At 63.3% G+C, this 25491-nt stretch carries 19 protein-coding genes and 1 pseudogene; 13 read left to right on the forward strand and 7 right to left on the reverse strand.

The genetic code is table 11. The features are described from left to right. Positions 1–54 precede the first annotated feature (54 nt). Positions 55–2466, reverse strand: a complete 2412-nt coding sequence (locus EWH21_RS03830) for a penicillin-binding protein 1A (protein ID WP_277699820.1) — start codon at positions 2464–2466, stop codon at positions 55–57. Positions 2467–2647: 181 nt separating this feature from the next. On the opposite strand from EWH21_RS03830, the gene EWH21_RS03835 reads away from it, so the two are divergent. The 12 genes and pseudogenes from EWH21_RS03835 to hemE all read left to right on the forward strand — a co-directional run bounded on the left by EWH21_RS03835 (position 2648) and on the right by hemE (position 18669). Beyond that, positions 2648–3712, forward strand: coding sequence for a pilus assembly protein PilM (locus EWH21_RS03835; protein WP_037049850.1), 1065 nt, complete (start codon positions 2648–2650; stop codon positions 3710–3712). Continuing rightward, entirely contained in the window at positions 3712–4284 is a 573-nt protein-coding gene (gene pilN, locus EWH21_RS03840; RefSeq protein WP_277699822.1) for a type 4a pilus biogenesis protein PilN, read from the forward strand. Before EWH21_RS03835 ends, pilN begins: the two co-directional genes overlap by 1 nt. Continuing rightward, positions 4281–4901, forward strand: a complete 621-nt coding sequence (pilO, locus tag EWH21_RS03845) for a type 4a pilus biogenesis protein PilO (RefSeq protein WP_152487717.1) — start codon at positions 4281–4283, stop codon at positions 4899–4901. Before pilN ends, pilO begins: the two co-directional genes overlap by 4 nt. Then, positions 4901–5425 carry a type 4a pilus biogenesis lipoprotein PilP gene (gene pilP / locus EWH21_RS03850; RefSeq protein WP_037049843.1) on the forward strand — a complete coding sequence of 175 codons (525 nt, stop codon included), beginning with the start codon at positions 4901–4903 and terminating at the stop codon, positions 5423–5425. The genes pilO and pilP overlap by 1 nt, the downstream gene beginning before the upstream one ends. A gap of 55 nt (positions 5426–5480) precedes the next feature. After that, positions 5481–7589, forward strand: coding sequence for a type IV pilus secretin PilQ (gene pilQ / locus EWH21_RS03855; protein ID WP_277699824.1), 2109 nt, complete (start codon positions 5481–5483; stop codon positions 7587–7589). A gap of 5 nt (positions 7590–7594) precedes the next feature. Further along, positions 7595–8113, forward strand: coding sequence for a shikimate kinase AroK (gene aroK, locus EWH21_RS03860; protein ID WP_277699825.1), 519 nt, complete (start codon positions 7595–7597; stop codon positions 8111–8113). A gap of 51 nt (positions 8114–8164) precedes the next feature. Continuing rightward, the gene (gene aroB / locus EWH21_RS03865) at positions 8165–9268 is read left to right on the forward strand and encodes a 3-dehydroquinate synthase (RefSeq protein WP_277699827.1); all 1104 of its coding nucleotides are present in this window, start codon (positions 8165–8167) and stop codon (positions 9266–9268) included. Positions 9269–9278: 10 nt separating this feature from the next. Next, positions 9279–10871 carry an AAA family ATPase gene (locus EWH21_RS03870; RefSeq protein ID WP_277699828.1) on the forward strand — a complete coding sequence of 531 codons (1593 nt, stop codon included), beginning with the start codon at positions 9279–9281 and terminating at the stop codon, positions 10869–10871. Between the two features lie 240 nt (positions 10872–11111). Next, positions 11112–15560 carry a glutamate synthase large subunit gene (gene gltB, locus EWH21_RS03875; protein ID WP_277699829.1) on the forward strand — a complete coding sequence of 1483 codons (4449 nt, stop codon included), beginning with the start codon at positions 11112–11114 and terminating at the stop codon, positions 15558–15560. A gap of 118 nt (positions 15561–15678) precedes the next feature. Further along, positions 15679–17097: an FAD-dependent oxidoreductase gene (locus tag EWH21_RS03880; protein ID WP_277699830.1), complete on the forward strand. Its 1419-nt coding sequence runs from the start codon at positions 15679–15681 to the stop codon at positions 17095–17097. A gap of 236 nt (positions 17098–17333) precedes the next feature. Beyond that, positions 17334–17497: pseudogene (locus tag EWH21_RS03885) on the forward strand (cyanate hydratase); the annotation flags it as partial. 104 nt (positions 17498–17601) lie between these two features. Next, positions 17602–18669 carry a uroporphyrinogen decarboxylase gene (hemE, locus tag EWH21_RS03890; protein WP_047591919.1) on the forward strand — a complete coding sequence of 356 codons (1068 nt, stop codon included), beginning with the start codon at positions 17602–17604 and terminating at the stop codon, positions 18667–18669. Between the two features lie 44 nt (positions 18670–18713). Here hemE and EWH21_RS03895 read toward each other — a convergent pair whose 3' ends face one another. Continuing rightward, a complete protein-coding gene (locus EWH21_RS03895) occupies positions 18714–19145 on the reverse strand; it encodes a hypothetical protein (RefSeq protein ID WP_037049817.1) in 432 nt (143 codons plus the stop codon). Positions 19146–19290: 145 nt separating this feature from the next. Here EWH21_RS03895 and EWH21_RS03900 point away from each other — a divergent pair, with 145 nt between their 5' ends. Further along, positions 19291–20061, forward strand: coding sequence for a ParA family protein (locus EWH21_RS03900; RefSeq protein WP_037049815.1), 771 nt, complete (start codon positions 19291–19293; stop codon positions 20059–20061). Between the two features lie 42 nt (positions 20062–20103). On the opposite strand, the gene EWH21_RS03905 is transcribed toward EWH21_RS03900, so the two are convergent. From EWH21_RS03905 to selO, 5 genes are all read right to left on the reverse strand, one after another. Then, on the reverse strand, positions 20104–20901 hold the full coding sequence (locus tag EWH21_RS03905) for a universal stress protein (protein ID WP_037049814.1): 798 nt from the start codon (positions 20899–20901) through the stop codon (positions 20104–20106). 122 nt (positions 20902–21023) lie between these two features. Beyond that, a complete protein-coding gene (locus tag EWH21_RS03910) occupies positions 21024–21467 on the reverse strand; it encodes a YiiD C-terminal domain-containing protein (protein WP_210390286.1) in 444 nt (147 codons plus the stop codon). 92 nt (positions 21468–21559) lie between these two features. Then, positions 21560–21994 carry a thioredoxin TrxC gene (trxC, locus tag EWH21_RS03915; RefSeq protein ID WP_277699832.1) on the reverse strand — a complete coding sequence of 145 codons (435 nt, stop codon included), beginning with the start codon at positions 21992–21994 and terminating at the stop codon, positions 21560–21562. A gap of 59 nt (positions 21995–22053) precedes the next feature. Beyond that, positions 22054–23844, reverse strand: a complete 1791-nt coding sequence (locus EWH21_RS03920; RefSeq protein ID WP_277699833.1) for an SLC13 family permease — start codon at positions 23842–23844, stop codon at positions 22054–22056. Positions 23845–24021: 177 nt separating this feature from the next. After that, positions 24022–25485 carry a protein adenylyltransferase SelO gene (gene selO, locus EWH21_RS03925; protein WP_277699834.1) on the reverse strand — a complete coding sequence of 488 codons (1464 nt, stop codon included), beginning with the start codon at positions 25483–25485 and terminating at the stop codon, positions 24022–24024. Between the last annotated feature and the right edge of the window lie 6 nt (positions 25486–25491).

The following is a 25491-nucleotide window of genomic DNA, read 5'->3' on the forward strand; positions in this document are numbered from 1 at the left end:
CTAGGCGGGTTTTTTGTTGTCTGTCGTTTGCCGCCCCTGGGGGCGGCGCACCGATCAGAACAGGTCGATCGGTGCCATCTCGTCAGCCGGCAGCGGGCTGCCGGGGATGCCCATGCCAGGCTCGAACTCGCTCATCGGTGGTGGCGAATCCTCGCTCTTGAACAGCTCGAAGTAGGCGTCCGGCGTGCTCGGCGTGGCGGCGCGGCCACTGACCGGATCGACCCGCAGCGTGAGGATGCCCTTGGGTTCCTTGGGCAGGTGGCTGGGGCGGTCCTTGAGTGCGGCGCCCATGTAGCTCATCCAGATGGGCAGGGCAACGGTGCCGCCGTACTCGTGGCGTCCGAGGCTTTCCGGCTGGTCGAAGCCGGACCAGACGGTGGTCACGTAGTCGGCGTTGTAGCCGGAGAACCAGCTGTCCTTGGAGTCGTTGGTGGTCCCGGTCTTGCCCGCCAGGTCGTTGCGGCCCAGGGCCAGGGCGCGGCGGCCGGTACCGCGCTTGATCACGTCCTGCAGCATGCTGGTCATGATGTAGGCGGTACGCTCGTCGATGATCTGCTCGGCGACCTTGGGTTCTTCCTGGGGCAGGTCGTCCGCTGCATTCACGGCCAGGTTGGCGTTCTCCTCGCTCGGTTTGCTGCCCGGTACGCGTGCCGGGTTGGCGCGGAACAGCGGCTTGCCGTTGCGATCGTCGATGCGCTCGATCAGGTAGGGCTCGATCTTGTAGCCGCCATTGGCGAAGGTGGCCCAGCCCTCGGCGATCTCCATCGGGGTCAGGCTGGCGGTGCCCAGCGCCAGGGACAGGTTGCGTGGCAGGTCCTGTTCCGCGAAGCCGAAGCGCTGGATGTAGTTCACCGTCTGGTCGACGCCCATGTCCTGCAGCAGGCGAATGGACACCAGGTTGCGCGACCTGTACAGCGCTTCGCGCATGCGGATGGGGCCGAGGAAGGTGTTGTTGTCGTTCTTCGGACGCCACTTCTGCGACAGGTAGTCGTCGGAGAGGATGATCGGTGCGTCGTTGACCAGGGTCGCGGCGGTGTAGCCACTGTCCAGGGCAGCGCTGTAGACGAAGGGTTTGAAGCTGGAGCCGGGCTGGCGCTTGGCCTGGACGGCGCGATTGTAGTTGCTCTGGTCGAAGGAGAAGCCGCCGACCAGCGACTGGATGGCGCCGCTGTAGGGGTCGAGGGAGACCAGCGCGCTCTGCGCGGCCGGAATCTGCGAGAAGACCAGGCTGCCGTCAGCCTGGCGCTGCACCCTGACCACATCGCCTACCTGGACGACATCGGCGGGTTGCTGCGGGCGAGGGCCCATGCTGTTGGTGCTGAGGAAGGGGCGTGCCCATTTCATGCTGTCCCAGGCCACGGCCTGTTCTTCGCCGTTGCGCGGCAGCACCAGGATGCCGCTTTTCTCCACCTGGGTGACCACGGCCGGTTCCAGTCCGCCGATGCCGCGGAACTTGCTCAGTTCGGTCAGCCAGGCTTCGCGTGTCATGCCTGGCAGGCGACTTTCCGGACCGCGGTAGCCATGGCGCTGGTCATAGGCCATCAGGCCGTCGCGCAGGGCGGTGTTGGCCATTTCCTGCAGGTTGCTCGGTACCGTGGTGGTGACATTGAAGCCTTCGGTATAAGCCTCGCTGCCGTAACGACCGACCATCTCCGCACGTGCCATCTCGGCGATATAGGGCGCGCTGATCTCCGGCGCCGGCACGTGATAGCGAGCATCGACCTCTTCGGCCAGTGCGGACTCGTAGCTGGCCTGGTCGATGCGGCCAAGACGGAACAGGCGACCGAGGATCCAGTCGCGGCGTTCCTTGGCGCGGGTCGGGTTGACCAGCGGGTTGTAGCGCGAGGGGGCCTTGGGCAGGCCGGCGATCATCGCCATCTGCGCCAGGCTCAGGTCTCGGATCGATTTGCCGTAGTAGACCTGCGCCGCCGCCTCGATGCCGTAGGCGCGGTGGCCGAGGTAGATCTTGTTGACGTACAGCTCGAGAATCTCGTCCTTGCTCAGTTCGCGCTCGATCTGCAGCGCCAGGAGAATCTCGGTGGCCTTGCGCGAGAAGCTGCGCTCGTTGGTGAGGAAGAAGTTCTTCGCCACCTGCATGGTGATGGTGCTGCCGCCGCTCTGAATCTGCCCGCTTTTCAATAATTGCGTGGCAGCGCGCATCAGGCTGGTCACATCGACGCCATAATGATTGGCGAAATTGTCGTCTTCGGCTGCCAGTAGCGCACTGATGAAATCCTTGGGGATTTCGTCGAAGCGAATGGGGGAGCGGCGCATCTCGCCAAACTCGGCAATCAGCTTGGCATCGCTGCTGTAGACGCGCAGCGGTATCTGCAGCTGCACTTGCCGCAGTGACTCGACGGACGGAAGGGTCGGGCTAAGATAAAGAAACGCACCGCTGAAACTGAGCAACAGCCCACAAAAAACGGCAACGCAGGACCACCAGATGAACTTCAGCAGGCGCATCAAAATGTTTGGAATTCCAAGTAAAAGAATGAGTTAAGCAGGAGTCGTGGCAAAAAGGGAAAAGCTGATCACATTATAAGCGTTTTTTTTCCCGGGGAGCCATTTGCGCTTCTGTCAAGACTGATATTTAATGTGGAAAAACATAAATAGTCCGTAAGTCGCGGATGCCAATAGGAAAACGGTCGTGCTAGGGCTCTTCACTAAGAAAGCGAATACGCTGCTGGGGATCGATATCAGCTCGACTTCGGTCAAGCTCCTCGAACTGAGTCGCTCGGGAAGCCGCTACAAGGTAGAGGCTTACGCAGTCGAGCCGCTCCCGCCGAACGCAGTAGTTGAAAAGAACATCGCCGAGCTGGAGGGGGTCGGTCAGGCGCTCTCGCGCGTGTTGGCCAAGGCCAAGACCGGCGTCAAGACCGCGGCCGTCGCCGTCGCGGGATCGGCAGTCATCACCAAGACCATCGAGATGGAAGCGGGTCTTTCCGAGGACGAGCTGGAAAACCAGCTGAAGATCGAAGCCGATCAGTACATTCCTTATCCGCTCGAAGAAGTCGCGATCGATTTCGAAGTGCAGGGCCCTGCGCCGCGTAACCCGGAGCGGGTCGAAGTCCTGCTCGCGGCATGCCGCAAGGAGAACGTCGAGGTGCGCGAGGCGGCACTGGCGCTGGCTGGTGTGACCGCCAAGGTGGTCGATGTCGAAGCCTATGCGCTCGAGCGTGCCTACGGCCTGCTGGAAGCGCAGCTCGGTGGTGGTCATGACGAACTGACGGTCGCCGTGGTCGACATCGGTGCGACCATGACCACGCTCAGCGTGTTGCACAACGGGCGCACCATCTATACCCGCGAGCAGCTCTTCGGTGGCAAACAGCTGACCGAGGAAATTCAGCGTCGCTATGGTCTGTCGGTGGAGGAAGCTGGTCTTGCCAAGAAGCAGGGCGGTCTTCCGGATGACTATGACAGCGAGGTCTTGCAGCCGTTCAAGGAAGCGGTGGTTCAGCAAGTCTCGCGTTCGCTGCAGTTCTTCTTCGCTGCCGGCCAGTTCAACGATGTGGACTACATCCTCCTGGCAGGCGGTACCGCGTCCATTCCGGATCTCGATCGACTGATTCAGCAGAAGATCGGTACGCAGACGCTGGTAGCCAATCCCTTTGCCGATATGGCGCTCAGCAGCAAGGTCAACGCCGGTGCGCTGGCCAGTGACGCGCCGGCACTGATGATTGCCTGTGGCCTGGCGATGAGGAGTTTCGACTGATGGCGCGGATCAACCTACTTCCCTGGCGCGAGCAACTGCGCGAGGAGCGCAAGCAGCGCTTTATGGTCAGCCTCGCAGGCGTGTTCATCGTTGCGGCGGGCCTGGTGTTCCTTGGTGATCAGATGCTCAACGCCGCGATCGATAATCAGAGCGCTCGCAATGACTTCATCAAGAAAGAGATCGCCGTCCTCGATGCGCGGATCAAGGAAATCAGTGAGCTCAAGACCCGTCGTCAGCAACTGCTGGAGCGGATGAAGATCATCCAGGATCTGCAGGGCAACCGGCCGATCATTGGTCGCGTATTCGATCAGTTGGTGCGGACGCTGCCGGATGGTGTGTACTTCACCAGCGTCAAGATGAGCGGCAAGAACATTGCCATCGTCGGTGCTGCCGAGTCGAACAACCGGGTTTCAAATCTCATGCGCAATCTGGATGGTTCCGAATGGTTGACGGCGCCTAACCTCACCGAGGTCAAGGCGGTTACGGCTGGTGCTTTGGATCAGGCGAACGTGTTCCAGCTGACGGTTCAGCAGACTCAGCCTGGTCAGGAAAAAGTGGAGGCCGCGCGATGAGTATCAAGAGTGCGCTGGAAGGTCTGCGCAGTATCGATCTCAATGATCTCGACATGAACAATGTCGGCTCCTGGCCGGCTGCGGTCAGGTTCATCGCCGGCTTGCTGCTGTTCATCATCGTGCTCGGGCTCGGTTACAACTTTCACCTGAAAGACCTGCAGGCCATGCTGGAGCAGCATCAGGGCGAGGAAGTGACGCTCAAAGATCAGTTTTCCATCAAGGCCTTCCAGGCTGCGAATCTGGAGGCTTACAAAGAGCAGATGGAGGAGATGGAAGTGTCTTTCGGTGCGCTGCTGCGGCAACTGCCGAGCGATACCGAAGTTCCCGGGCTTCTGGAGGATATTACGCGCACGGGGTTGGGAAGCGGCCTGGAATTCGAGGAGATCAAGTTGCAGCCTGAAGTGGCTCAGCAGTTCTATATCGAGTTGCCGATCCAGATCAAAGTCAGTGGCAGTTATCACGATCTGGCTACCTTCGTCAGTGGCGTGGCCAGCTTGCCTCGTATCGTGACCTTGCATGATTTTCAGTTGGTCCGGGCCAGCGCCGATAGTTCGACTCGGTTGAGCATGCAGATCATGGCGAAGACTTACCGTTACAACGACAAGGGGGCTCAATGATGAGTTTTTCTCGCTCTCTTCTGGTTGTAGGGCTTTTGGGTCTTGCTGGTTGTGGCTCCAGTGGCGACTTCGATGATCTGCGCAGCTACATGGATGAAGTCCGTGCCAAGCCGAAGGGCGCTATCGAGCCGCTGCCCACCTTTCAGCCGTACGAGAGCTTCACCTATCGTGCAGCCTCGTTGCGTAGCCCGTTTCAACCGCCAGTCAAGATCGACATTGTCGCTCGGCAGAAAGGCTCGGCCGAGATCAAGCCGGATGAGAGCCGCGTCAAGCAGTTCCTTGAGGGCTTCAATATCGAAACCTTCGAAATGGTCGGCACGTTGCGCAATGACCGTGAATTGTTTGCATTGGTTAACGGCGCCGGTGGTGTGCATCGTGTGAAAGTAGGTGATTACCTGGGGCGCAACCACGGCAAGATCATTCTGATCGACGAGTCCAAGGTCGATGTAATGGAAATTGTTCCGGATGGCGAGGGTGGCTGGCTTGAGCGACCGCGCAGCCTGACCTTGAAGGAGCGCTCCTGACGGGGCGAGGTGAGAAATGACTATAAATAATCTGTCTGCCAAACGGGATACGAAAATGAACGGCTCTCTTTCGCGTCTTAGTGTCGCCTTCATGGCAGCGCTGCTGTCGCCAGTAGTCCTGGCAGCCAACCTGCAGGGCCTGGATGTCGCCAGCCTGCCTGGTGACCGGGTCGAGCTGAAACTGTCTTTCGATGAGCCGGTGACGGCGCCGCGAGGCTACACCATCGAGCAGCCCGCTCGCATCGCCCTGGATCTTCCGGGTGTATCGAACAAACTTGGTTCCAAGAACCGGGAACTGGGTATCGGTAATGCGCGCAGCGTCACCATTGTCGAGGCCAAGGACCGCACGCGCCTGATCGTCAATCTGACAAGCCTGGCGGCCTATAGCACGCGTGTCGAAGGCAACGATCTGTTCGTCGTTGTCGGTGACTCTGCTGTCGCTCCTCGTCCGGCTACTACGCCTGTCGCAGCAACTCCCGCTCCTGCCAAGAAGGCCTATGGTCCGCAGGCGAAGGCAATCAGTAGTATCGACTTCCAGCGTGGCGAGCAGGGTGAAGGTAACGTCGTCATTACCCTTTCCGACAAGTCCGTCGCACCTGATATTCAGGAGCAGGGCGGCAAGATTCGTCTCGACTTCGCCAAGACCGAGTTGCCTGAGTCCTTGCGTGTACGTCTGGACGTGAAGGATTTCGCGACTCCAGTTCAGTTCGTCAGTGCCACCGGTAGTTCCAACAAGGCGAGCATCGTCATCGAGCCAGTAGGTTTTTACGATTACCTCGCCTATCAGACCGAGAACAAGCTGACCCTCAGCGTCAAGCCACTGACTCAGGAGGATGTCGAGCGTCGCAATGCGGATCGTTTTGCCTACACGGGTGAGAAGCTGTCGCTGAACTTCCAGGACATCGATGTCCGCTCCGTGCTGCAGCTGATTGCGGACTTCACCGATCTGAACCTGGTGGCCAGTGATACCGTCGCCGGTAATATCACCCTGCGTCTGCAGAACGTGCCATGGGATCAGGCGCTGGACCTGGTGCTCAAGACCAAGGGGCTGGACAAGCGCAAGGTGGGCAACGTGCTGTTGGTCGCACCGGCCGACGAGATCGCCGCCCGCGAGCGCCAGGAGCTGGAGTCGCAGAAGCAGATCGCCGAACTCGCTCCGCTGCGTCGTGAGCTGATTCAGGTCAACTACGCCAAGGCGACCGATATGGCCAAGCTGTTCCAGTCGGTGACCAGTGCCGATGGTGCGGCTGATGACCGTGGTTCTATCACGGTGGACGATCGCACCAATAGCATCATTGCTTATCAGACCCAGGAACGTCTGGACGAGCTGCGCCGGATCATTGCCCAGCTGGATATCCCGGTGCGCCAGGTGATGATCGAGGCGCGAATCGTGGAGGCCAACGTTGACTACAACAAGGCGTTGGGTGTTCGCTGGGGTGGTGCTTCCCGCCGTGGTAACTGGAGTGTGTATGGCAAGGATGGTGCTACGTCATTTGATGATGACGGGCGGGTTTTGCTGCCGGGTACCGACACTGTCGGCGACTTCACGCTGGATGAGGGTACCGCTCCTGTGCCGTTCGTTGACATGGGGGTCGCCAATAGTACAGCGGGCATCGGCATTGGCTTTCTGACGGACAACATCACGTTGGACCTGCAGCTTTCTGCCATGGAAGCGACCGGTAACGGTGAGGTCATCTCCCAGCCCAAGGTCGTGACTTCCGACAAGGAGACCGCGAAGATCCTCAAGGGTCAGGAAGTGCCCTATCAGGAGGCCAGTTCCAGCGGTGCGACCAGCACGTCCTTCAAAGAGGCCGCTCTGTCGCTGGAGGTGACGCCGCAGATTACGCCGGACAACCGCATCATCATGGAAGTCAAGGTGACCAAGGATGCCCCGAACTTCCAGGCCGCCATCAACGGCGTTCCGCCGATCAACAAGAATGAGGTCAATGCCAAGGTGCTGGTCAACGATGGTGAAACCATCGTGATCGGTGGGGTGTTCGAGAATACCCAGACCAAGGCGACCGAGAAGGTGCCTTTCCTCGGTGACCTGCCGTTCGTCGGTCGTGTGTTCCGTCGCGACATCGTGCAGGACGAAAAGACCGAGTTGCTGGTTTTCATCACTCCGCGCATCATGAATAACAATTCTATTGCCGTGAATCGATGATCTAAGTGCGGAATGTAATCCTCGTGGGCCCGATGGGTGCTGGAAAGAGCACCATCGGGCGTCTGCTTGCAAAAGAACTGCGTGTGCCCTTCAGGGACTCCGACAAGGAGATCGAGCAGCGTACGGGGGCCGATATTCCCTGGATTTTCGATGTCGAAGGGGAGCAGGGCTTTCGCGAGCGTGAGCAAGCCGTCATCGCCGAACTGTCGATGCAGGATGGCCTGGTGCTTGCCACTGGCGGCGGTGCGGTCATGCGTCCGGAGAACCGTCAGGCATTGCATGCCGGCGGGCGTGTGGTCTACCTGCATACCTCGGTCGATCAGCAGATCGATCGCACCTCGCGTGACCGCAATCGTCCCTTGTTGCGCACGGCCAACCCTGCTCAGGTGCTGCGAGACCTGATGGCACTGCGCGATCCGCTGTATCGGGAGGTGGCCGATATCATCATCGAGACGGACGAGCGTCCGCCGCGTATGGTGGTGCAGGAAATTCTCTCGCGTCTTGAAGCTCTTTCGCCCCGTTAAAGCGCGGGGCGAACTGCGCTATTCTTAAGGCCTTTTTATTCTGGGGGCCTCATGCAGACTCTTCACGTTGAACTCGGCGAGCGCAGTTATCCCATCTACATCGGTGACGGCCTGCTGGGCCGGCCGGAACTGCTTGCCCGGCATATCGCCGGTCGGCAGGTGGCAGTGGTCACCAATGAAACGGTCGCGCCGCTCTATCTCGATGCCTTGATGCGTTCGCTGGACGGCTTCAAGGTCGCGTCGGTGGTGTTGCCCGATGGCGAGGCGTTCAAGAACTGGGAGACCCTGCAGCTGATTTTCGACGGGCTGCTGAGCGCGCGCCACGACCGGCGCACCACCGTGGTGGCGCTGGGTGGCGGCGTGATCGGCGATATGGCCGGGTTCGCCGCTGCCTGCTATCAGCGCGGCGTGGATTTCATCCAGGTGCCGACCACCTTGCTGTCACAGGTCGACTCCTCCGTCGGCGGCAAGACCGGGATCAATCACCCGCTGGGCAAGAACATGGTGGGCGCGTTCTATCAGCCCAGGGCGGTGCTGATCGATACGGCCAGCCTGAACACCTTGCCGGCGCGCGAGCTGTCGGCCGGTTTGGCCGAGGTGATCAAGTACGGGTTGATCTGCGATGAGCCGTTCCTGGGCTGGCTGGAAGACAACATGGCAGCTCTGCGCGCGCTGGATGGGGCGGCGCTGACCTACGCCATCGAGCGCTCGTGTGCGGCCAAGGCGCGGGTGGTGGGTGCCGACGAGCGTGAGTCCGGCATTCGTGCGACCTTGAATCTGGGGCATACCTTCGGCCATGCCATCGAGACGGAGCAGGGCTACGGGGTCTGGCTGCATGGCGAGGCCGTTGCCGCTGGAACGGTCATGGCGCTGGAGATGTCCTATCGTCTCGGCTGGTTGTCCGCAGCGGATCGGGATCGAGGCGTGCGTCTGCTGCAAGCCGCCGGTTTGCCTGTCGTACCCCCTGAAGACATGACGCCCGAGCAGTTTCTCGAGCACATGGCGGTGGACAAGAAGGTCCTCGATGGCCAGCTTCGTCTGGTATTGCTCAGGCGTCTGGGCGAGGCTGTGGTGACCGCCGATTACCCGCGTGAAATTCTCGATGCCACGCTGCGTAGCGATTATGCGGCGCTGGCTCAGTCATCCAACTCTTGAAGAGTGATTCATGACCAGTTTGCATGCTGACGAAGCTTTCCTGGCGCACTACCAGTTCAGTCACGACCCCTTCGCGCCGCGAGTGCCCGGTTTCAAGTTCTTCCCAGCGCAGAGAAAGCCGGTGCTGGGGCAGCTGCACCACCTGGCACGTTACAGCCAGTTGCTGCTGGCCGTTGTCGGGCCGGAAGGCAGCGGCAAGACGCTGCTGCGTCAGGCGTTGGTCGCCAGTACCAACAAGCAGGCCGTGCAGACGGTGGTCGTTGCGCAGGGCGTGACGGGCAGTGATGCATTGCTGCGTCAGGTGGCTCAGGGACTGTCCGTCGCCCAGGCCGATGTGAGCGCGATCCTGGCTCAGGTCGGGCAGCTGGCGCTGACGGGGCAGGAGGTCTATCTGCTGGTCGATGACGCCGATCAGCTGGATGACGCTGCCCTGAAAGCGGTTCTGGCGCTGGCGGCCGGCAATGGCGAGGGGCGTCCCCATCTGTTCCTGTTTGCCGAACAGGGTTTGCTGGCCCGGCTGGAGGCCCTCGCGGGTGGCGAGGAGTGCTATCACGCGATCGAGCTGCAACCCTATGCCGAGGACGAGACGCGTGAATACCTGGCGCAGCGCCTCGAGGGCGCCGGACAGGGGATCGACCTGCTCAGCGACGATCAGGTCGAGGATATCCATGCGCGGGCGCAAGGCTGGCCGGGAGCGATCAATCAGGAGGCTCGCGAGCTGCTGGTCGAGCAGATGCTCGCGCAGCGTTCAGCCGGGCGTGGCGCGGGCGCCGGCTTTGCCTTGCCGAAGAAGCACCTGCTCGCCCTGGCGGTGGTTGTTGTCGGTGTCGCCGCTGCCTGGTTCATGCAGGGGCGTGACAGTGCTTCCTCGGCGCCCGTTGCCAGCAATGCGTCACTGCCGCTGCAGCAAACTTCACCTGCCGTAGAGGCTGAGGCGCCAGCGCCGCTGGCGGCGACGGAAGAGCGCGCGCCGGCCATCGAGTTCGCCGGTGCAAGCCAGCCGCTGCCGTTGCCTCTGGTTGGCGAGTCGCAGGCCGTCATTCGTCAGCCACTGGCCGAGGCTGCGGGTGAGGAGCTGGACGCTTTCGAGCCGCCTGCTGCAACTGTCCCCTCGACCGTAACGGCGCCAACCGCTGCAATCCCTGCTGCACCTGCACCTGCACCTGCACCTGCACCTGCACCTGCACCTGCACCTGCGAAGCAGCCTGAGCCTGTCGCATCCAAACCGGCTGCTCCTGCTCCTGCTCCTGCTCCTGCTCCGGCAGCCAGGCCTGCGCCTGCCAAGCCAGAGCCAGCCAAGCCTGTGGCTGCGGCCAATGCTGCGGGTAGCTGGTATGCCCAGCAGCCTGCATCGCGCTATGCATTGCAGGTGGTGGGTTCGCGTTCGGAGTCGAATATCCAGGCGCTGGCGCGCGAGGGTGGCAGCGAGTACCGCTACTTCAAGAAAATCCACCAGGGCCAGCCTCTGTACGTGCTGACCTATGGTAGCTTCGCCACTCGTGACGCTGCCCAGGCTGCCGTGAAAACCCTGCCTGCCAAGCTGCAGGCGGGTAAGCCCTGGCCGCGCACCCTGGGCAGCATCCAGCAGGAAATGAGCCGCTAAGCTCTCCCGCCTCCAAGGTGACCGCCCGGTCTTTAGCACGACCTCGCGGTCCCATCCTTCGTTTTTGCGACATTAATTTTCACCCCCTCGTCACGAAAATTTGTGACGCCATGGGTGGATATGTACAATGACCTCCCTTTTGCCTACGCAAAGCTGGCGCGTGCCTGCTTTTCGGGTTTAAGCAATTGAATTAGAAAGTAATTTGCCTGAGGTCTAGGCAGCCTGGTGAGAGTTTCCCCTATGAAAGCAGGTTTGTACCGTCCTGATGAGTTCAAGGATAACTGCGGCTTCGGCTTGATCGCCCACATGCAAGGTGAGGCTAGTCATCACCTGCTCAAGACCGCTATTGAGGCCCTCACCTGCATGACTCACCGCGGCGGTATCAACGCCGACGGCAAGACCGGTGATGGTTGTGGCCTGCTGATCCAGAAGCCCGATCAGTTCCTGCGTGCGATGGCCCAGGAGCATTTCGGCGTCGATCTGCCCGCGCAATATGCCGTCGGCATGGTGTTCCTCAATCAGGATGCGGCCAAGGCCGAGGCCGCGCGCGAGAACATGAACCGCGAAATCCTCGCGGCCGGCCTGCAACTGGTCGGCTGGCGCAAGGTGCCGGTCGATACCAGCGTACTCGGCCAGCTGGCGCTGGAGCGCCTGCCGCAGATTGAGCAGGTGTTCATCGGTGGCGAGGGTCTCAGCGACCAGGAATTCGCCATCAAGCTGTTCAGCGCGCGCCGTCGCTCCTCGGTGGCCAATGCCGACGACAGCGATCACTACATCTGCAGCTTCTCGCACAAGACCATCATCTACAAAGGCCTGATGATGCCGGCGGACCTGCAGCAGTTCTACCCTGACCTGGGTGACGAGCGCCTGCAGACCGCCATCGCGGTCTTCCACCAGCGCTTCTCCACCAACACCCTGCCGAAGTGGCCGCTGGCGCAGCCCTTCCGCTATCTCGCCCACAACGGCGAGATCAACACCATCACCGGCAACCGCAACTGGGCGCAGGCGCGTCGCACCAAGTTCGCCAACGAACTGATCCCTGATCTGGACGAGCTCGGCCCGCTGGTCAACCGCGTCGGTTCCGACTCCTCGAGCATGGACAACATGCTCGAGCTGATGGTCACCGGGGGCATCGACTTGTTCCGTGGCCTGCGCATGATCATTCCGCCGGCGTGGCAGAACGTCGAGACCATGGACGCCGACCTGCGTGCGTTCTACGAGTACAACTCCATGCACATGGAGCCGTGGGACGGCCCTGCCGGCGTGGTCCTGACCGACGGTCGGCATGCCGTGTGTCTGCTCGACCGTAACGGTCTGCGCCCGGCGCGCTGGGTGACCACCAAGAACGGCTACATCACCCTGGCCTCGGAAATCGGTGTCTGGGACTACCAGCCCGAGGACGTCATCGCCAAGGGCCGTGTCGGTCCGGGGCAGATCCTAGCGGTCGACACCGAGACTGGCCAGGTGCTGGACACCGAGTCCATCGACAGCCGCCTGAAGTCGCGTCACCCCTACAAACTGTGGCTGCGCAAGCATGCCCAGCGCATCAAGGCGACGCTGGAAGACCGCGACCATGGTTCGGCCTTCTACGACCCGGATCAGCTCAAGCAGTACATGAAGATGTTCCAGGTCACCTTCGAGGAGCGTGACCAGGTACTGCGTCCGCTCGGCGAGCAGGGCCAGGAGGCGGTCGGCTCCATGGGCGACGACACCCCGATGGCGGTGCTCAGCCAGCGCGTGCGTTCGCCTTACGACTACTTCCGTCAGCAGTTCGCCCAGGTCACCAACCCGCCGATCGACCCGCTGCGTGAAGCGATCGTCATGTCGCTGGAGATCTGCCTGGGCGCCGAGCGCAACATCTTCAGCGAGTCGCCCGAGCACGCTACCCGCGTGATCCTCAGCAGCCCGGTGATCTCGCCCGCCAAGTGGCGCGCGCTGATGAACCTGGAGCGCCCTGGCTTCGATCGTCATGTCATCGACATGAACTACGACGAGGCGCTGGGACTGGAAGCGGCCGTGCGCAACATGGCCGACCAGGCCGAGGAAGCCGTGCGCGCCGGCAAGGTGCTGCTGGTACTGACGGACCGTCACATTGCCCCGGGCAAGCTGCCGGCGCATGCGGCGCTGGTTACCGGTGCCGTGCACCATCGCCTGACCGAGAAAGGTCTGCGTTGCGACTGCAACATCCTGGTGGAAACCGCCACGGCACGTGATCCGCACCACTACGCGGTGCTGCTGGGCTTCGGTGCGTCGGCGGTCTATCCGTTCCTCGCCTACGAAGTGCTGGGTGACCTGATCCGCACCGGCGAAGTGCTGGGCGACCTGTACGAAGTGTTCAAGCACTACCGCAAGGGCATCTCCAAGGGGCTGCTGAAGATCCTGTCGAAGATGGGTATCTCCACCGTGGCCTCCTACCGTGGCGCGCAGCTGTTCGAAGCGGTCGGCCTGGCCGATGAAGTCACCGGGCTGTGCTTCCGTGGCGTCGCCAGCCGCATCCAGGGCGCGCGTTTCGTCGACATCGAAAGCGAGCAGAAGCTGCTCTCCTTCGAAGCCTGGAACAACCGCAAGGCGATCCAGCAGGGCGGTCTGCTCAAGTTCGTCTACGGTGGCGAATACCACGCCTACAACCCGGGCGTCGTGCGTACGCTGCAGGACGCCGTGCAGCAGGGCAACTACGAGAAGTACAAGGAATACTCGGCGCTGGTCGATACCCGTCCGGCCTCGATGATCCGCGACCTGCTCAAGGTCAAGGAATCCGCCACACCGATTGCCCTCGATGCGGTCGAGCCGCTGGAGTCGATCTTCAAGCGCTTCGATGCCGCCGGTATCTCCCTGGGCGCTCTGTCGCCCGAGGCGCACGAGGCACTGGCCGAAGCGATGAACCGCCTGGGCGGCCGCTCCAACTCCGGTGAGGGTGGTGAGGACCCGGCGCGCTACGGCACCGTCAAGAGTTCGAAGATCAAGCAGGTGGCCACCGGCCGCTTTGGCGTGACCCCGGAATACCTGGTCAACGCCGAAGTGCTGCAGATCAAGGTGGCCCAGGGCGCCAAGCCCGGTGAGGGTGGCCAGCTGCCGGGTGGCAAGGTCAACGGCCTGATCGCCAAGCTGCGCTATGCCGTGCCGGGCGTGACCCTGATCTCGCCGCCGCCGCACCACGACATCTACTCGATCGAAGACTTGGCGCAGCTGATCTATGACCTCAAGCAGGTCAACCCGCAGGCGCTGGTCTCGGTCAAGCTGGTGGCCGAGGCCGGGGTGGGCACCATCGCCGCCGGTGTGGCCAAGGCCTACGCCGACCTGATCACCATTTCCGGCTACGACGGCGGCACCGGCGCCTCGCCGCTGACCTCCATCCGTTATGCCGGCGCGCCGTGGGAACTGGGCCTGGCCGAGACCCACCAGACCCTGCGCGGCAACGACCTGCGCGGCAAGGTGCGGGTACAGACCGACGGTGGTCTGAAGACCGGCCTGGACGTGATCAAGGCCGCCATCCTCGGTGCCGAGAGCTTCGGCTTCGGCACCGCGCCGATGGTCGCCCTGGGCTGCAAGTACCTGCGCATCTGCCACCTGAACAACTGCGCCACCGGCGTGGCCACGCAGAACGACAAGCTGCGCAAGGACCACTTCATCGGTACCGTCGAGATGGTGATGAATTTCTTCACCTACGTCGCCGAGGAAACCCGCGAGTGGCTGGCCAAGCTCGGCGTAAGCCGCCTCGAGGACCTGATCGGGCGTACCGATCTGCTCGAGGTGCTGCCGGGCGAGACCGCCAAGCAGGGCAATCTGGATCTGTCGCCGCTGCTCGCCAGTGCGCATATCCCGGCCGACAAGCCGCAGTACTGCCGGGTGCCGAAGAACCCGCCGTTCGACGAAGGTCTGCTGGCCGAGAAGATGGTCGAACTGGCCAAGGACGCCATCGCCGGCAAGACGGGCGGCGAGTACGAGCTGAAGATCGGCAACTGCGACCGTTCCATCGGTGCCCGTGTGTCCGGCGAGATCGCCCGTGCCCACGGCAACCAGGGCATGAACGGCGCACCGATCACCTTCCGCTTCAAGGGCACTGCCGGTCAGAGCTTCGGCGTATGGAACGCCGGCGGCCTGAACCTGTGCCTGGAAGGCGACGCCAACGACTACGTGGGCAAGGGCATGACGGGCGGCAAGATCGTCATCACCCCGCCTGCGGGCAGCCCGTTCGCCACCGAGGACAGCGCCATCATCGGCAATACCTGCCTGTACGGCGCCACCGGCGGCAAGCTGTTCGCCACCGGCACCGCCGGCGAGCGTTTCGCTGTGCGTAACTCCGGTGCTCATGCCGTGGTGGAAGGCACCGGCGACCATTGCTGCGAATACATGACCGGCGGCTTCGTCTGCGTGCTGGGCAAGACCGGCTACAACTTCGGTTCGGGCATGACCGGCGGCTTCGCCTACGTGCTCGACCTGGACAACGGCTTCTACGACCGCGTCAACCATGAGCTGGTGGAAATCCAGCGCATCAACAACGAGGCGATGGAGGCTTATCGCAGCCACCTGGAAAGCGTATTGGCCGAGTACGTCGCGGAAACCGGCAGTGAGTGGGGTCATAACCTGCTGGAGAACCTGGACGACTACCTGCGCAAGTTCTGGTTGGTCAAGCCGAAAGCGGCCAGCCTGAAGTCGCTGCTGTCCAGCACCCGTGCCAACCCGCAATAAAGCCGCAAGCGGCAAGCCCCACGCTGCAAGTCAGAAGCAGCTCCGGGCTTGCCGATCCAACGTGATCGTCTTGCAGCTTGCAGCTTGAAGCTTGCCGCTGCTGTTATGAGGTAATGCAATGACTGAACGTCTGAACAACGACTTCCAGTTCATCGAAGTCGGGCGCAAAGACCCGAAGAAGAAACTGCTGCGTCAGCGCAAGAAGGAATTCGTCGAGATCTACGACAACTTCAAGCCGGCGCAGGCCTCCGACCAGGCGCATCGCTGCCTGGGCTGCGGCAACCCGTATTGCGAGTGGAAGTGCCCGGTGCACAACTTCATCCCGAACTGGCTCAAGCTGGTTTCGGAGGGCAACATCCTCGCGGCGGCCGAACTGAGCCACCAGACCAACACCCTGCCGGAAGTCTGCGGTAGGGTGTGCCCGCAGGACCGTCTGTGCGAGGGCGCCTGTACCCTCAACGACGGTTTCGGCGCGGTGACCATCGGTTCGGTGGAGAAGTACATCACCGACACCGCCTTCGCCATGGGCTGGCGTCCGGACATGTCCAAGGTCAAGCCGACCGGCAAGCGCGTCGCCGTGATCGGTGCCGGCCCGGCCGGTCTGGGCTGTGCCGATGTGCTGGTGCGTAACGGCGTGACCCCGGTGGTGTTCGACAAGAACCCGGAGATCGGTGGCCTGCTGACCTTCGGCATTCCCGAGTTCAAGCTGGAGAAGACCGTACTCAGCCGCCGCCGTGAAGTCTTCAGTGGCATGGGCATCGAGTTCCGCCTGAACACCGAGATCGGCAAGGACGTGACCATGCAGCAACTGCTGGATGAGTACGATGCCGTGTTCATGGGCATGGGCACCTACACCTACATGAAGGGCGGTTTCCCGGGCGAGGACCTGCCGGGCGTCTACGACGCACTGGATTTCCTCATCGCCAACGTCAACCGCAACCTGGGCTTCGAGAAGTCGCCGGAAGACTTCATCGACATGAAGGGCAAGCGCGTCGTGGTGCTCGGCGGTGGCGACACCGCGATGGACTGCAACCGCACCTCGATCCGTCAGGGCGCCAAAGCGGTGACCTGCGCCTATCGGCGTGACGAAGAGAACATGCCGGGCTCGCGCAAGGAAGTGAAGAACGCCAAGGAAGAGGGCGTGAAGTTCCTCTTCAACCGCCAGCCCATCGCCATCGTCGGTGAAGGCAAGGTGGAAGGCATCAAGGTGGTCGAGACCCGTCTCGGCGAGCCGGATGCCCGTGGCCGCCGCAGCCCCGAGCCGATTCCGGGTTCCGAGGAAGTCATCCCGGCAGAGGCCGTGCTGATCGCCTTCGGTTTCCGCCCGAGCCCGGCCCCCTGGTTCGAGCAGTTCGAGATCCAGACCGACAGCCAGGGCCGCGTCGTGGCGCCCGAGCAGGGTCAGTTCAAGCACCAGACCAGCAACCCGAAGATCTTCGCCGGTGGCGACATGGTGCGCGGTTCGGACCTGGTGGTGACCGCGATCTTCGAAGGCCGCAACGCCGCCGAAGGTATCCTCGACTACCTCAGCGTCTGATTCGCCCGAGACCTGCGCGGCTGCGTTCGGTAGTCGCGCGGGTCGATGGCGAAACTCTCCAGGCGCGAGCGCAGGGTGGTGGGCTTGAGCTCCAGCAACCGCGCCGCCCCTTCCTTACCCGATATCCTGCCCACGCAGACACTGAGCGCGGCGATCAGGTTGTCGTGCTTCCTGCTCCTTGGCTATTGGCGTCAGCGGCTCCGCCGGTGCGTCGCTGGGCAGGTCCAGTCGCAGGCGTGTACCGGGTGAGACCATCAAGGAACTGATCCGTGAGGCGTTCGGCGACGGCATCATGAGCGCCATCGACTTCAGCATGGACATTTCCCGTGTCGCCGACCCCAAGGGCGACCGCGTGCAGATCGTGCCCAACGGCAAGTTCCTGCCCTGCAAGGCCTGGTGAAACGGCGCGGCATATGGTCGCGATGGACGAAAGGCACGGCACCCGCCGTGCCTTTTGTTTTGCGCTCTGCGAAAATGCCCGCACTTTTTTTCCAGGACTCTGCCATGACCGCCCTGAAGAACGACCGTTTCCTGCGCGCCCTGCTCAAGCAACCTGTGGATGTCACGCCGATCTGGATGATGCGCCAGGCCGGCCGCTATCTGCCGGAATACCGCGCGACCCGGGCCAAGGCCGGCGACTTCGTGAGCCTGATGAAGAACCCGGAACTGGCCTGCGAGGTCACCATCCAGCCGCTGGATCGCTATCCGCAGCTGGACGCGGCGATCCTGTTCTCCGACATCCTTACCATCCCCGATGCGATGGGGCAGGGGCTGTACTTCGAGACCGGCGAAGGTCCGCGTTTCAAGAAGGTGGTCAGCAGCCTGGCCGACATCGAGGCGCTGCCGGTCACCGACGCGGAGAAGGACCTGGGCTACGTGATGGATGCCGTGCGCACCATCCGCCGCGAACTCGGGGGGCGGGTGCCGCTGATCGGTTTCTCCGGCAGCCCGTGGACGCTGGCGACCTACATGGTCGAAGGCGGCTCGAGCAAGGATTTCCGCAAGACCAAGGCCATGCTCTACGACAACCCGCAGGCCATGCATGCGCTGCTGGACAAGCTGGCGCAGTCGGTCACTGCCTACCTGAACGGGCAGATCCTGGCGGGGGCGCAGGCGGTGCAGATTTTCGACTCCTGGGGCGGCGCGCTGTCGGCAGCGGCCTATCAGGAGTTCTCCCTGGCCTACATGAAGAAGATCGTCGCTGGCCTGATCCGCGAGCATGAAGGTCGCCAGGTCCCGGTGATCCTGTTCACCAAGGGCGGCGGGTTGTGGCTCGAGTCGATGGCCGACAGCGGCGCCGAAGCCCTGGGCCTGGACTGGACCTGCGACATCGGCAGCGCCCGCGCCCGCGTCGGCGCCAAGGTGGCACTGCAGGGCAACATGGACCCGGCGGTGCTCTACGCCAAGCCCGAGGCGATTCGCGCCGAAGTGGCACGCATCCTGGCGGCGTACGGCGCCGGTAGCGGCCATGTGTTCAACCTCGGCCACGGCATCACCCCGGAAGTCGACCCGGCCCATGCCGGCGCCTTCTTCGAGGCCGTGCACGAGCTGTCGGCGCAGTATCACCAGTAGCACCAGTAGCACCATGAAAAAGCCCGGCAATGCCGGGCTTTTTCTTAGAAACCTGCGCGGTACTTGCTGTCGACCTTGCGCTTTTCCAGTGTGTACCGAGCAATGTCCATCTGCCCGCTGCCCAGCTGATCGTCCAGTTCCTGCAGCTCTCGCTCGTGCAGTTTGGCGACATGGGCCTTGGTCACGTTGTAGTTGATCGCACGTGCTGCGTCGTAGCCACTGACCGGATCCCAGAGGATGGACAGCGGCCAGAGCAGCAGGTTGACGACGCCATAGCCATATTCGCGCCCGTAGAACGAACCACCACCGGGGAGCAGGCCGAGTGCGGCAGCCGCGCCGGGGCTCTTGTCCCGGATGGCCATGCCACGGCTTTCATACGCGTCGAGCTCGGCTTTCTGTACGGAGTTGAGCCCGTTGGCACAGCCGGTGGTGATGGCCAGAAGGCCGCCAATCAAAAGTGTACGCAGGTACTGCATTGCATTTCCTTGTTGTGCATGTTGTCCTGATGCGCCGCTGGCGCGCGCGGAAACTATCACGACTGATATCAGTTGGCCATTATTGTCGTGATTGTCATGAGGTTTGCATAAGCTCTGGAGTCCAGAGCATTCAGGGAGAGCAACGATGCGACGTGTGGTGTTCAACCAGAAAGGGGGCGTGGGCAAGTCCAGCATCGCGTGCAATCTCGCCGCGGTGAGTGCCGCGCAGGGTTATCGGACGCTGCTGATCGACCTCGATGCCCAGGCCAACTCGACCCACTACCTGACCGGGCTGACCGGTGAGGAAATACCCGTTGGCATTGCCGACTTCTTCAAGCAGACCCTGGCGTCCGGGCCGTTCTCCAAGAAGGGCAAGGTGGATATCTACGAAACCCCCTTCGACAACCTCCATGTGGTCACCGCGACGGCGGAACTGGCGGAGCTGCAGCCCAAGCTGGAGCAGAAGCACAAGATCAACAAGCTGCGCAAACTACTCGACGAGCTGGCCGAGGATTACGACCACATCTACCTGGATACGCCGCCTGCGCTGAACTTCTACACGGTCTCCGCACTGATCGCGGCTGACCGGGTGCTGATCCCCTTCGACTGCGACAGCTTCTCGCGTAATGCGCTGTACGGCCTGCTGGCCGAGATCGAAGAGCTGCGCGAGGATCACAACGAGGCGCTGGAGGTTGAGGGCATCGTGGTCAATCAGTTCCAGCCGCGCGCCTCGCTGCCGCAGCAACTGCTGGACGAGCTGCTTGCCGAGGGGCTGCCGGTGCTGCCGGTCAACCTGATGAGCTCGGTGAAGATGCGCGAATCGCACCAGGTGTGCACGCCGCTGATCCATCTGGATGCACGGCACAAGCTGACTCAGCAGTTCGTCGAGCTGCACGACCTGCTCAACCAGGCCTGATCATCCGGCAAAGAGAAGGCGCCCTCGGGCGCCTTTTGTTCATCAGCGCACCACGAACACGTCGCACGGCGCCTTGTGCAGGAAGTGCTGGGCCAGGCTGCCGAGCAGCGCCTGGGAGAAGGCGCTGCGACCGTGGCTGCCGAGGACCAGCAGCTCGCCGCGGCGACTCTTGATCTGCTCCTGCAGGCTGCGCAGGATGCCGCCCTGCAGCACCTCGTGGCTGAGCGAGGGGCCGCCCGGCGGCAGGCTCTGCGACTCGTCGTGCAGGAGCTGGTCGATCAGGCCGCGCTGTGTCTCGAGCTGCTGTTCGACTTGCTGAGGCGTGCCCTTGTCCGGTTCGAAGACGTGCAGCGCGTGCAGCTCGGCGCCTTCGGGCAGCAGCCGATACGCCTGGCCCAGGGCGCTGCAGGCGCACAGCGAGAAGTCGATGGCGGCCAGTGCTCGCTGGTAAGGGGCGAAGTCATTGCGCGCGACCAGCAGCAGCGGTACGGTGCAGCGGCGGGCGATACGGTCCAGGCTGGTGCCGGAGAAGAAGTCATGGCGCTGGTGATGGCCGCCCAGCACCAGCAGGTCGCAGCCGGTTTCCTGCACCTGCTGCAAGACCACCTCCGAGGGTTTGCCGCTGAGCATGCGCAGCGCGGTCCCGGCTGGCGCGTACTGGGTCAGGCTGCGGTCCAGGGCCTGGCGGGCCTTCTCGTGCTGCTCGCTGCTCTGGCTCGGGTCCAGGACGTGCAGGATGGTCAGGCGGGCATTGTGCTGCTTGGCCAGTTGGGTGGCACGGCACAGGGCCAGGTCGGCGGTGTCGCGCAGGTCATGGGCGATAAGAATGTGATTGAACATGGTGACGGCTCTCCTGCCGATACCCGTCGGCAATTTTATTGTGCCTGTTCAGATAGCCGCTCTTTTGACCTATGGCAAGGCCGGGGACTGTAACCGATTGCGAATGCCGGTCGCGGCGTCGTTCAGCGTAAACGCAATTGATAGTGGCCGCGACTTTCCGCGACCACTTCTCCGTTGCCGTCGGTCAGTTGCAGTTCCAGCAGGTAGGACGCCTTGCCCTGCTGGTGAGCCTGCTCCTCCAGGCCCTGGATTTCCTCGGCCGACAGGCGCGCTTCGACTTGGATGTCTCCGCTGGCCGGGCGCCGGAAGCGCAGGTTCATTTCCGTGACGATGGGATAGAAGCGCTGGGTGTCGAAGCTGGTCAGGAACAGGGCGCCGCCCGGAATTTCCGCCAGGGTGAAGAGGGCGCCCGCGTACATGCTGCCGATGTGGTTCTGGTTGCCTTGCAGGGGCATGCGCAGGCGCACGAAGCCGGGCTCCAGAACCTCGGCCTTGAGGCCGCTGCGGTGGACGAAGGCGATCTGTTCTTCGGTCAGCTGACGAGCGATTTCCGTGGGCAGAGGCATGGCGCGACTCCAGGGGCGATGATCGCCCCAGCCTAAAGGCTGGACCCTGCCCTGCAATTGACCTCAGCGCCCGAGCGCGTTGACCGAAGCGCTCACAGGCCGTGCTGGCGCAGCCAGGCCAGCAGTTGCGGCAAGGGCATGGCGCCGCTCTGGCGGGCCACTTCCACACCGCCCCTGAACAGGATGAGGCTGGGGATCGAGCGGATGCCCAGCTGCCCGGACAGCTGGGCATTGGCCTCGCTGTCCAGCTTGCCCAGGCGGCAACGTCCTTGCAGCTGCGTCGCGGCCTGCTGGAAGGTGGGGGCGAACGCCTGGCAGGGGCCGCACCAGCTCGCCCAGACATCCACCAGCAGGGGCAGGTCGCCCTTGAGCTGGCTGGCGAAGTTGCTCTGCGTCAGCTCGATGGGGGCTGCCGGCAGCACCTGCGCCTTGCAGCGGCCGCAGCGCGGGCTGTCGTGCAGGCGCTCGCCTGGGATGCGGTTGAGCCCGTTGCAGTGCGGGCAGGGAATCAGCAGGGGATCGGGCATGACGGCGACGCTCCAGGGAACATGTCGAACAGATGGAGTCGCCGCCGGCGGATATCAAGTCAGATCGGCGTCAGCGGGAAGAACCAGGGGATGACCACGGTAGCCACGGCCCAGAGCAGCAGATTGAGCGGCACGCCGACCTTCATGAAGTCGGTGAAGCGGTATCCCCCCGCGTTGTAGACGAAGGTATTGGTCTGATAGCCGATCGGGGTGGCGAAGCTGGCGCTGGCGGCGAACATCACCGCGACCACGAAGGCGCGCGGGTCGACGCCGAGGTGCTGGGCCAGGCCGATGGCGATCGGCGTCACCAGCACGGCGACGGCGTTGTTCGACAGCATCTCGGTGAGGACCGAGGTGAACAGATAGATCACGCTGAGCATCAGCAGGGGGCCGGCCCAGGGCAGCCAGCCCATCACGTTCTCCACCAGCAGCCTGACCAGGCCGACCTTGTCCATGGCGATGCTGATGGCCAGCATGCCGAAGATCAGGCTGAGGATCTTCCAGTCCACCGCTTTGTAGGCGTCCTCGACGTCGAGGCAGCGGGTTGCCAGGACGGTGACGGCGCCGATGATCGCCAGGCCCTCGATGGGCATCACGCCGAAGGCGGCCAGCAGCATCACCGCCAGCGTGGCGATGATCGCGATCGGCGCCTTGTCGCGGCGGAAGGCGCGTTCCTGCACGGCGTTGAGGCTGATCAGTTCGCCGTTGTCGGCGAAGCGCTTGATCTGCGCCGGCGTGCCTTCCACCAGCATCACGTCGCCGAACTGCAGCTGGAAGTCGTCGAGGTTGCCCTGCACGTTCTCGTCCTGGCGGTGGATCGCCAGGACCGCGATGCCGTAGCGTGCGGTCAGGTCGAGGTCGCGCATCGGCCGGTGGCTGTAGCGCGAGTTGCGCCCGACGATGGCCTCCGCGAGGATCACGTCGTGGCTGCTGATGGTCTCGAAGGCGTCGCCGCGGTTGAAGCTCAGGTGACCGCTTTCACGCAGTTCCACCACGTTCTTCACCTGGCCGTGGAGCATCAGGCGATCGCCGCTGGCCAGCAGGGTGCTGGCGCCCGGCTCGGTCAGTTCCTGTTCGTCGCGAAACAGCTTGAGCACCTGCAGGCCGCTGCCGCCGTTGAGGTTGGCCTCGTGCAGGGTCTTGCCGATCATCGGCGAGTCGTGCGGGACCAGCAGTTCGGTCATGAAGGTGCGTGACAGGTCCGGGCGCAGCTGGCGCGAGAGGGTCTCGCGCTCCGGTAGCAGGCGCCGGCCGATGGTCAGCAGGTAGGCCATGCCGAACGCGGCCATGATCAGCCCGGCGCCCGTGATCTCGAAGATGCCGAAGGGCTCCAGACCCGCCTTGCGTGCCACGCCGTCGACCAGGATGTTGGTCGAGGTGCCGATCATGGTCAGGGTGCCGCCGAGGATGGTGGCATAGGACAGTGGGATGAGCAGCTTGGATGGCAGGGTGCCGGCGCGCCGCGCCAGGGCGATGGCCACCGGGGTGAGGATGGCCACGACCGGGGTGTTGTTGAGGCAGGCCGAGACCACCAGCGCGGTGACGGTGAGACCGGAGAGCACGCGGATCGGGCTGGTGCCGACCAGATTGCCCAGCCAGTTGCCCAGCGCGTCGATGCAGCCGGTACGTTCCAGGGCGGCGGAGAGCACGAACATGCAGGCGATGGTGACCGGTGCCGAGTTGGACAGCACGCTGAGCACTTCCCCTGGCGTCAGCAGCTGGCTGACCAGCAGCGCGGCCACGGCGATGGCGGCGACGATGTCCGGGCTCCACTTTTCCCGCACGAAGGCGTAGAGCACCCAGATCAGCAGGGCGCCGACGAACAGCAGGGGCAGGGAGTCCCAGGGCATGAAAATCCTTGGCAGCGAATCTCGTGTGAGGTATCGGGCACGCACGGGGCGGCCTGGCTGGGCGCCAAGATAGAGGGCTTCTCTTAGATAGTCTAAGAATGTTTGGGCAGATTGATATGCCTTTTCGATTTAACAGATAAGGCAGCCAGCGGGGTTGTCCGGGGCTTCGACAGCCGCTCAGGACGAGCAGCTGATCTCCAGGTGCTTGCCCCACTGCGGCGGACGCTCGGCGTAGCGCTGCATGTCCGGCTGCTCGTCGAACGGCCGTGAGAGCACCGCGTGCAGCTCACGTACCGGGCCGTAGTCGCCTCGTTCGGCGGCCTCGATGGCCTGCTGGGCCAGGTAGTTGCGCAGGATGTACTTGGGGTTGCACGCCTGCATGCGCGCCTGCCGCTCGGCCTGCTCGCCGCCCTCGCGTGCGCAGCGGGCGAGGTAGTCGCCGCCCCAGGCGTCGAAGCCGGCGAGGTCGACGAAGTCCTCGCGCACCACCTGCAGCGCGTCTGCGGGCGCACGCTCACCCAGGTTGCGGAAGAACAGCGTGTAGTCGGTGGCCTTGCCGGCCTGCATCAGCTGCAGCAGGCGCTGGACCAGCGCCTCGTCGTCGTCCTCGGCCCGGGTGAACCCCAGGCGCCTGCGCATCAGGTCCAGGTAGTGGGCCTGATACAGCGGCAGGAACAGCTCCAGCGTCTCGCGCAGGCGCTCCACGGCGACGAAGGGGGTCAGCGCCTGGGCCAGGGCTGCGAGGTTCCAGTGGGCGATGGGGACCTGGTTGCTGAAGCTGTAGCGGCCGCTGTCGTCGGAGTGATTGCAGATGTGCTGGGCATCGAAATCGTCGAGGAAGGCATAGGGGCCGTAGTCGAAGGTGATGCCGAGGATCGACATGTTGTCGGTGTTCATCACCCCGTGGCAGAAGCCGTAGGCCTGCCAGTGGGCGATCATCTGCGCGGTGCGCTCGATCACCTCGCGCAGCATCGCCAGCCAGGGTTCGTCCTGCTCCAGGCAGTGCGGGAAGTGGCAGCTCAGCACGTGCTCGCCGAGCACTTTCAGCTGCTCGTGCTGGCGCGTGTAGTAGAAGTACTCGAAGTGACCGAAGCGCACATGGCTGCGGGCCAGGCGCAGGACCATGGCGGCGCTTTCCTGCTTCTCGCGCCACACCGGGGTGCTCGAGGCGGTCACGCACAGCGCCCGTGAGCTGGGAATGCCGAGCGCGTGCAGGTGTTCGCTGGCGAGAAACTCGCGGATCGACGAGCGCAGCACCGCGCGGCCGTCACCCATGCGCGAATAGGGGGTCATGCCGGCGCCCTTGAGGTGCAGGTCCCAGTGCTCGCCGGCCGTGTTCAGCACCTCGCCCAGCAGCAGGCCTCGGCCGTCGCCCAGGCGTGGCGTGTAGCCGCCGAACTGGTGCCCGGAGTAGACCATCGCACGCGGTTCGGCCTCGCCCCACAGCTTGTGCCCGGCGAACAGCTCGGTGAACTCGCTGCGCTGCGCCTCGGCCGGATCGAGATCGAGCAGGGCCATGGCCGACTCGCTCGCCACCACCAGGCGCGGTTGCTCGATGGGCTCGGGCAGCACCTCGGTGGAGAAGGCATCACCCAGGCGGGCGAAGCGGTTGTCGAAGGTCAGCGCGTCGAGGCGTTTCACCTGGGG

Origin of the sequence: Pseudomonas sp. REST10 (assembly GCF_029542605.1) — a bacterium.
In the GTDB taxonomy this organism is placed as follows: domain Bacteria; phylum Pseudomonadota; class Gammaproteobacteria; order Pseudomonadales; family Pseudomonadaceae; genus Aquipseudomonas; species Aquipseudomonas khazarica.

What these genes read in the sequence shown, in the direction of transcription:
- EWH21_RS03900 (WP_037049815.1), top strand. Translation starts at nt 19,291, where the DNA reads ATGCGACGTGTGGTGTTCAACCAGAAAGGGGGCGTGGGCAAGTCCAGC.
- pilO (WP_152487717.1), top strand. Translation starts at nt 4,281, where the DNA reads ATGAGTATCAAGAGTGCGCTGGAAGGTCTGCGCAGTATCGATCTCAAT.
- hemE (WP_047591919.1), top strand. Translation starts at nt 17,602, where the DNA reads ATGACCGCCCTGAAGAACGACCGTTTCCTGCGCGCCCTGCTCAAGCAA.
- pilQ (WP_277699824.1), top strand. Translation starts at nt 5,481, where the DNA reads ATGAACGGCTCTCTTTCGCGTCTTAGTGTCGCCTTCATGGCAGCGCTG.
- EWH21_RS03880 (WP_277699830.1), top strand. Translation starts at nt 15,679, where the DNA reads ATGACTGAACGTCTGAACAACGACTTCCAGTTCATCGAAGTCGGGCGC.
- pilN (WP_277699822.1), top strand. Translation starts at nt 3,712, where the DNA reads ATGGCGCGGATCAACCTACTTCCCTGGCGCGAGCAACTGCGCGAGGAG.
- EWH21_RS03910 (WP_210390286.1), bottom strand. Translation starts at nt 21,467, where the DNA reads ATGCCTCTGCCCACGGAAATCGCTCGTCAGCTGACCGAAGAACAGATC.
- EWH21_RS03870 (WP_277699828.1), top strand. Translation starts at nt 9,279, where the DNA reads ATGACCAGTTTGCATGCTGACGAAGCTTTCCTGGCGCACTACCAGTTC.
- EWH21_RS03905 (WP_037049814.1), bottom strand. Translation starts at nt 20,901, where the DNA reads ATGTTCAATCACATTCTTATCGCCCATGACCTGCGCGACACCGCCGAC.
- EWH21_RS03895 (WP_037049817.1), bottom strand. Translation starts at nt 19,145, where the DNA reads ATGCAGTACCTGCGTACACTTTTGATTGGCGGCCTTCTGGCCATCACC.
- pilP (WP_037049843.1), top strand. Translation starts at nt 4,901, where the DNA reads ATGAGTTTTTCTCGCTCTCTTCTGGTTGTAGGGCTTTTGGGTCTTGCT.
- aroB (WP_277699827.1), top strand. Translation starts at nt 8,165, where the DNA reads ATGCAGACTCTTCACGTTGAACTCGGCGAGCGCAGTTATCCCATCTAC.
- gltB (WP_277699829.1), top strand. Translation starts at nt 11,112, where the DNA reads ATGAAAGCAGGTTTGTACCGTCCTGATGAGTTCAAGGATAACTGCGGC.
- trxC (WP_277699832.1), bottom strand. Translation starts at nt 21,994, where the DNA reads ATGCCCGATCCCCTGCTGATTCCCTGCCCGCACTGCAACGGGCTCAAC.
- EWH21_RS03920 (WP_277699833.1), bottom strand. Translation starts at nt 23,844, where the DNA reads ATGCCCTGGGACTCCCTGCCCCTGCTGTTCGTCGGCGCCCTGCTGATC.